Raw genomic sequence first — 7,338 nt, 5'->3', positions numbered from 1 at the left:
TCAGTGAGATCGCGGCGGGACTGGTCGGCCAGGGGCTGACCATCCTGGACTCGGTTCGGAAGAACCTGAGCGGTTCCACCGAGTACCCCCGTCCGGGCAAGGACAACGGCCTGCTCGAGCTGCAGGGATACCTGAAGCCGGCCGCCGGGCCCACGGAGCCGGTGAAGCCGAAGCCCACAGACAAGGACACAGAGAAGGACACCGGCCGGGACAAGCCGACCGACGGCCCGATCACGATCGACTAGCGCCTGGGAGGCAGCGCGCCACCGGCGCGGCCGGAGCTCCACGAAGGGACCGGCGGACAGGGGTTGGGCCCCCGTCCGCCGGTCCCTTCGGCATGTCCGGCACGGCAGGACGGTCGGGTGCGCTACGCCAACAGCGGGAACGGAACGGCGTACGCGGCTGCCGGTGGCCCTGACCGGGAAGAAGGACCGAGCGGTCCGCCGTCCTCCGCCCGACCGGCTGCGGTGCCACTCCCCCAGGCGGCAACGGCCGCTGTCACCGCGGCACGTCACCGCACGTGTCACCGAGCACGTGTCAGCACACACGCGTCGTCGCACAGGCAAGAAAGGTCCGGCCCATGCTCCGCGCCACCTCGCGCCTGCCCGCCGGTCCATCCGGCTCCCGCGGTCACTCCCGGCCCGGGCGCCGCTTACGTAGGGCGGTCGTCGTGACCGCCGTCTGGAGCGCCCTGGTCGTCGTGGCGGCGCCGGGGAGCGCCGACGCCGATCCGGGCCTGCGGCTCTCGAACGCGGCACATCTGGCGCCCGGCGTGCGGTACGAGACGTTCTCGGTGACCGCGTCCCACGGAACCGCGCACGGCCACCTCCTGACGGTCGATCTGGACGACGCGCGCATGAAGATCGAGCTGCTGCGGCCCGGCACGAGTGGCGCGGTGACCGGCATCCGGGCACCGGTGTCCCGGCTGGCCGACGCGCGCGGCGCGGTCGCCGCCGTCAACGGCGACTTCTTCGACATCACCGAGGTCGAGCATCCGGGCGTGCGGCCGACCGGTTCCACCGTAGGGCCGGCCGTCGCGGACGGACGACCGCTCAAGGCCGCTGTTCCGGACGGCCAGCGCTACGGGCCCGCGCTGGTGCCGGGAGCCACCGACGAGGACGTGCTGGGCATCGGAGCCGACGGCGCTGCCCGGCTGGACCGGCTGCGGCTGCGGGGCGCCGTCGTCACCCCGTCCGGGACCTGGGAGCTCGCCGGCTTCAACCAGTACGCACTGCCCGTGGATGGCATCGGTGCGTACACCTCCGCCTGGGGACCCGCCTCTCGCGCACGGGCCAGCTGCGGAACCAACGACGTTCGCGCCGCCGCCTGCGGCACCGACCCCTACGAAGTGACGGTGCACCACGGTCGCGTCACCTCGGCCTCGGCCACCCTGGGCGAAGGCGTCGTCCCGCGCGGGTCGGTCGTCCTGGTGGGGCGCGAGGCCGGCGCCCGCGCACTGCGCCGGCTGCGGATCGGTGACCCCGTACACGTCCGGCACCGCCTCCGGGCCACCGGAAGCGTCCCGTTGGCCTTCGCGATCGGCGGGTATCCGGTGCTGCGCGGCGGCGTCCCGCACGACGGCCTCGACGAGACCGCCGCCGCCACCCGGACCGCCGCCGGCTTCAGCGGCCAAGGCCGCCGGTTGTACCTGCTGGCCCTGGACAGCGGCGCCGAGCACGACGACGGACTGACCCTCGGCGAACTGGCCCGCCTGCTGCGCGCCCTCGGAGCCGACGGCGCCGTCGATCTCGACGGAGGCGGCTCGTCCACCCTCGTCACCCGGCCCCCGGGCGCCGCGTACAGCACGGTGCGGAACCATCCGTCCGGCGTGCCCGAACGCCCGGTGCCGAACGGGATCGGCGTGATCTCCTCCGCGTGACGCCACCGCCCTACCGCACTGACACGCTCACGCCCCGTGGTGCTCCGGACCGTGGTGCGGATGCGGCGGCGGGGGGCCGGTCGGCGGGGGCGGGATCGAGCCGAGACCGGGGGCGGGTTCGGGCCACACCAGCAGGACGGGACAGGGCGCGTGGTCGACGACGAAACGGCCGTCGCGCCCCAGACTGCGCGGCCCCAGCCGGTGGAGGTCGCCGTCCCGCGCACAGATCAGCAGTTCGGCGCCCTCCGCCGCCCGGACCACCTCCCGAGCGATGCGCCCGTGGACCTGCAGCCGGGCCGCGGGCCGGCCGAGCCGGTCGGCCGCCGCTTCCAGGAGTTCGGCGCCGGCCGTCGCGGACAGCGCCTCCAGATAGTCGCCCGGATCGCGCTCGCGGTGACCCCGGCCGAGCAGACCGGCGAACGCGCCGTGCGCGGCGTCCTCGACGTCGTCACCGGTGACATGGAGCAGGGTGAGTTCGGCCGTGTCCGGAACGTGTGAGCGGGCGGCGTCCACGGTCGCCTGCCAAGCGTCCTCGGTGATCCAAATGATCGTGGTCACGGGTCGTCGGGCCTCCGGTCGTCGGACTTCCGGTCGTCTGCGGCGCCACTCACAGTGCCACAGCGACGGCCGGCTCGGCGGGAGCGGCGTCCCTTAGCCTGTAAGGGCTATGGCGCACGCCGGGCGGTGAGCGGAGTGTCGGAGTATGCAGATGAAGCAGATGACCAGGAACCCATGGCTGTTGCTCGCCCTGCCGATCATCCCGCTGGTGGCCCTGCTGCGTCGGTTCCGGCGCCGGGTGCGGCCGGGCGGCGGCGGTCCCGGCGGTCCGCCGCCCGCCGGCGTCCGCGAACCACGCCGGCCGAAGCCGTCCCTCCCCGCGGCGGCGCTCTCCCGCTCGGAGCCGGGTGCGTGAACCCCCCGATCGGTGACGACGCGCCCGCGGAACACGTCGACGTGCTGATCGTCGGTGCCGGCCTGTCCGGGATCGGCGCCGCCTGCCATCTCCGGCGGGAGACCCCGAACAGGACGTTCGCGATCCTGGAGGCCCGCGAGGCGATCGGTGGCACCTGGGACCTGTTCCGCTACCCCGGCGTCCGGTCGGACTCCGACATGCAGACGCTGGGCTACACGTTCCGGCCCTGGACCGGCGCCAAGGCGATCGCCGACGGGGACGCGATCCGCGAGTACGTCCGCGACACCGCCCGCGAGCACGGAGTGGACGGCGCGATCCGCTTCCGCCACCGGGTGGTGCGCGCGGAATGGTCCTCGGAACAGGCGCTGTGGACCGTGCACGTCCTCCGCACCGGCACCGGCGACACGGTCCGGATGACGTGCGCGTTCCTGTTCGTCTGCTCCGGCTACTACCGCTACGACCAGGGCTACACACCGGACTTCCCCGGCACCGGGGACTTCACCGGCACGATCGTGCACCCCCAGCACTGGCCGGCGGATCTCGACTACGCGGGCAAGCGCGTCGTGGTCATCGGCAGCGGCGCCACCGCCGTCACCCTCATGCCGTCGATGGCGACCACGGCCGGGCACGTGACGATGCTGCAGCGCTCACCGAGCTATGTGCTGTCCATGCCGTCCCGCGACGCCCTCGCCGACCGGCTGCGCCGGCTGCTCCCCGCGAAGGCCGCCCACCCGGCCATCAAATGGAAGAACGTCCTGCTGGCCACCCTGAGCTTCCAGCTCAGCCGCCGTGCGCCCCGGCTGCTCAAGGCCGTACTGCGCAAGGGCGTACGGAAGCAGCTCCCGCTCGGCTACGACATCGACACGCACTTCGCCCCGCGCTACAACCCGTGGGACCAGCGACTGTGCCTCGTCCCGGACGGCGACCTGTTCAAGGCCGTCAGCGACGGCCGGGCGTCGATCGTGACGGACCGCATCGAGACCTTCACCGAGAACGGCCTGCGCCTGGAGTCCGGCGTCGAGCTCGACGCGGACGTCGTCGTCACCGCGACCGGACTCAACCTGCTGGCCATCGGCGGCATGACACTGGCCGTCGACGGCACGGAGATCGACCTCGCCGGAACCGTCGCGTACAAGGGCATGATGCTCTCCGGCGTACCGAACTTCGCCCTCGCCCTCGGCTACACCAACGCCTCCTGGACGCTCAAGTGCGACCTGGTCAGCCAGTACGTGTGCCGGTTGCTCAACCACATGGCCGCGCACGGATACCGGGCCTGCACCCCGCTGGCCCCGGAGCCGTCGCTGCCCCTGGAGCCCCTCATCGACCTGCGGTCCGGCTATGTGCGGCGCAGTGCCGCCGCGCTGCCCAAGCAGGGCCCGACCGCGCCCTGGCGGCTGTACCAGAACTACCCGCGCGACATCCTGATGCTGCGGCGCGGCCCGCTGGAGGACGCGGGCGTCCGGTTCAGCCGCCTGCCGGCGACCGAGCCCCTGGCTCAGAAACTCCCGTAGTTGACCTGCCAGGTCGGCAGGCCCATCCGGCGCCAGATCGCCACGACCCGGTCGCGGTCGTCCAGGCTGACGCGCACGTTGTAGCGGTCGCGGACGTGCGCGTCGAACAGCTCGGCCTTGACGATGTCGTCGCGGCGCGTGTCACCGGCGTGCCGCATCCACAGCTCGTCGCAGGGCACGTCGTGTGCCGCGATCCAGGCCTCGGTCTGGGCGCGGAACTCCTCACCGCGGCCGGACAGCAGCACGATCCGGTCGCCGTTCGCCTTCTGGAAGGCGACGAGGGCGTCGCGCACCGAGGTGTTCAGGCCGTCCTGCTCGCAGCGGCTGAAGTCGTACGGATTGCGGTTCTGGTTGATCGCGAGGGTGCCGTCGATGTCGCACATCACCGCGTCGGGCAGGGTCGTGTCCGCGGTGTAGAGCTGGACGGCGGGTGTGTCGTTCATCCAGGCGTCGGTGAGCCGCCAGCCGCCTCGGGTGGACTTGGCGTGCTTGTCGGCCAGGATGCGGATGATCTCCTCGCCCACGGGGTTGGCGCGGGCCGCGTCGCGGCGCAGGCACTCCTCGATCGGCACATCGGTGAAGTCGTGCACGACGAAGACCGCCAGGCCGCCGACGGCGGCCTTGAGCCGCTTGGGGATGTTCGGGGTCAGATGGGTGTTGTCGACGACGACGTCGAAACCGGCGGCGACCGTCTCCCGCACGGCGGCGTCCTGGATGGCGAGGACTGTCTGCTCGTGCTCGTGCGACCACTGCCGGCCGCCGCCGCTGCCGCCGTCACCGAGCATGACCCGCAGGTCGTCGAGGTTGACACGCCGGACGCGGCCTTCGGAGTCGGCGCACAGCTGGCGGGCGGCGGTGGTCTTCCCGGAGGCGGGCAGACCGGTCATGACGTGCACGGTGGGCATCGGGTTCAGCCTTCTTCGTCGTTCGCGAAAGGGTCGGAGGGGCCGGGCTTGATCGCCCGCCAGAACTGTAGATCGACGTTCTGTCCGTCGAGCAGCTGGAACATGGTGCCGCGCACCGTCCGGTCGCTGATCCGCTGGATGGCGCGGGCGAACGCGGCCCGGTCGTGGCCGAGCGGCGCGAGGGCCGCGAACTCCTCCCGGGCGCTCGCGGCCAGCGCTTCGGCCTGTGCCTCGAGACCTTCCACGATGCCGCGCACCCAGGCGTCGAACTCGTCCGGGACCTGTTCCAGCAGCGCGTCGAGCGGACCGGTGCCGCTCGCCGCGTAGGCGGCCAGTTCCTGCGGCCGGCAGCCGAGGATCTGGGTGAGCCGCTTGGGGTCGCGGTCGGCGAACCGCTGGATGCCGAGGCTGCGCCAGATGTCCCGTTCGGTGACACCGGTGATGACCTTGTGCAGCCGCACGTAGTCCGCGGTCTTGGCCTTCGTCCGCACCCCGGAGGCGAACCGCAGGACGTATCCCTCGGCGTCCGTTCCGGTGACCTCCTGACCGTCGATCCGGATGTTGTCGGCCGTCATCTCGAGCAGCCGGGCCAGCTCGGGCGCGGGCCAGCTACGGACCACGGAGCCGATCGGCCGCCACTCCACCGCGGCCCCGCCGAGGACGCGCTCGGTGCCGTCGTGCGCGTACGCCGCGAGCAGCACGAGGTCGCGCCGCTCGCCGTAGTTCACGACGATGCGGTTCTCCGGGTACAGGATCTCGACGAGGTAGGTGCTCCGCGGGTCGAGCGCGCCGGTGTCGGCGGCCCGCAGCCGCCGCGTCGCCCAGGTGGCCTGTTCCGACGTGAACGAGCCCTTGGAGGCGACGTGCCAGCGCTCGTCGTAGTGGAAGACGATGCCGAGCGATCCGTCGACCTTGTCGTACACCTCGAACGGCTCGACGGGCAGTGCCGGCGCGTACGGCAGCCCGAGCCCGTGCTCCCCGACGTTGAAGAACTTCTCGAACGGCCACGCCACGATCGCACCGGTCTCGTCGTCGGCCACCAGACCGCGGCAGCGGGTGGTGACGGCGTTCCAGGCGCGCTCGTACTGGCAGGTGCGCGTGTAGGTGTAGATCGAGAGGGGCAGTTCGGGGTGCTGCTTGCGCGAGACGTGTCCCGACTCGATGGCCGCGACGAGGTCTTCGGGCTTGACGAGGGTTTCGAGGTCGGTCACGGCTGCTCCTGGTCGGGTCATGGGGTGTCTGATGCAGCGTGACCGGTATCGCTGGTTCGTGCGATCGAATTATTGATCATCATCGGTCGCGCAGCGGACACCGCCCGGTGGCGGGTAGGATCGCCCGCGCCATGCAGATGAATGCCACGTACACCAGTTTTGTCGCGGTCGGCGACTCCTTCACCGAGGGAATGTCCGACGCCCTCCCGGACGGTTCGTACCGGGGATGGGCCGACCTGGTCGCCGGGCGCCTCGCCGCCCGTGCCCCCGGTTTCCGGTACGCCAACCTCGCGGTGCGGGGCAAGCTCATCCGGCAGATCGCGGACGAGCAGGTGGACACCGCCGCCGCGATGCGCCCCGACCTCGTCACGCTGGTCGGCGGGCTCAACGACACCTTGCGGCCCAAGTGCGACGTCGACGCGGTCTGCGCGCTGCTGGAGCAGTCCGTCGAGAAGCTGGCGCCCGACTGCGGGCAGCTCGTCCTCATGCGCAGCCCGATCCGCCGGGGACCCGTCGCGGCCCGCTTCCTGCCGCGTATGGAGCAGCTCTTCGCGTTCCTCGACACCCTCGCGGAACGGCACGGCGCGATCGTGGTCGACCTCTACGGGTCGGGGGTGCTCGGCGACCCGCAGATGTGGGCCGACGACCGGCTGCATCTGAACGCCGAGGGCCACCGCCGGGTGGCGGAGGCGGTCTGGCAGGCGCTCGGCCACGAGCCGGAGTCGGACTGGACGGAGCTGCTGCCGCCCGCCGTGCCGCCGGGCTGGGTGACGCGGCGCGGCGCCGACCTGCGCTTCACGCGCGAGCACCTGGTGCCGTGGATCGGCCGACGGCTGACCGGCCGCTCCTCGGGCGACGGTATGCCACCCAAGCGCGGCGAGCTGCTCCCGTACCCGGGCGACCAGGGCTGACGAGCGCC

At 72.2% G+C, this 7,338-nt stretch carries 7 protein-coding genes and 1 pseudogene; 5 read left to right on the top strand and 3 right to left on the bottom strand.

Translation table 11 applies throughout. The features are described 5' to 3' along the window. Nucleotides 1–245: pseudogene (locus G3I60_RS40920) on the top strand (hypothetical protein); the annotation flags it as partial. 425 nt (nt 246–670) lie between these two features. Next, the gene (locus G3I60_RS40915; RefSeq protein WP_343242007.1) at nt 671–1,879 is read left to right on the top strand and encodes a phosphodiester glycosidase family protein; all 1,209 of its coding nucleotides are present in this window, start codon (nt 671–673) and stop codon (nt 1,877–1,879) included. 27 nt (nt 1,880–1,906) lie between these two features. Here G3I60_RS40915 and G3I60_RS40910 read toward each other — a convergent pair whose 3' ends face one another. Further along, complete coding sequence (locus tag G3I60_RS40910; RefSeq protein WP_164608460.1) at nt 1,907–2,437, bottom strand: universal stress protein; 531 nt, start codon at nt 2,435–2,437, stop codon at nt 1,907–1,909. Between the two features lie 160 nt (nt 2,438–2,597). On the opposite strand from G3I60_RS40910, the gene G3I60_RS46105 reads away from it, so the two are divergent. Beyond that, the gene (locus G3I60_RS46105) at nt 2,598–2,792 is read left to right on the top strand and encodes a hypothetical protein (RefSeq protein ID WP_232485508.1); all 195 of its coding nucleotides are present in this window, start codon (nt 2,598–2,600) and stop codon (nt 2,790–2,792) included. Next, the gene (locus G3I60_RS40905) at nt 2,789–4,303 is read left to right on the top strand and encodes an NAD(P)/FAD-dependent oxidoreductase (RefSeq protein ID WP_343241886.1); all 1,515 of its coding nucleotides are present in this window, start codon (nt 2,789–2,791) and stop codon (nt 4,301–4,303) included. The genes G3I60_RS46105 and G3I60_RS40905 overlap by 4 nt, the downstream gene beginning before the upstream one ends. Here the strand turns inward: G3I60_RS40905 and G3I60_RS40900 are convergent. Then, entirely contained in the window at nt 4,288–5,208 is a 921-nt protein-coding gene (locus G3I60_RS40900; RefSeq protein WP_164299426.1) for an AAA family ATPase, read from the bottom strand. The genes G3I60_RS40905 and G3I60_RS40900 overlap by 16 nt on opposite strands. 5 nt (nt 5,209–5,213) lie before the next feature. Continuing rightward, nucleotides 5,214–6,419 carry an RNA ligase gene (locus tag G3I60_RS40895; protein ID WP_343241885.1) on the bottom strand — a complete coding sequence of 402 codons (1,206 nt, stop codon included), beginning with the start codon at nt 6,417–6,419 and terminating at the stop codon, nt 5,214–5,216. 131 nt (nt 6,420–6,550) lie between these two features. Between G3I60_RS40895 and G3I60_RS40890 the strand changes: the two genes are divergently transcribed. Beyond that, a complete protein-coding gene (locus G3I60_RS40890; RefSeq protein ID WP_164299422.1) occupies nt 6,551–7,330 on the top strand; it encodes an SGNH/GDSL hydrolase family protein in 780 nt (259 codons plus the stop codon). Nucleotides 7,331–7,338 lie beyond the last annotated feature (8 nt).

The sequence above is a fragment of the Streptomyces sp. SID13666 genome (assembly GCF_010548325.1).
Taxonomy (GTDB): domain Bacteria; phylum Actinomycetota; class Actinomycetes; order Streptomycetales; family Streptomycetaceae; genus Actinacidiphila; species Actinacidiphila fildesensis.
The sequence above is the reverse complement of the archived record's forward strand: the minus strand, read 5'-3'. Positions and strand labels throughout refer to the sequence as shown.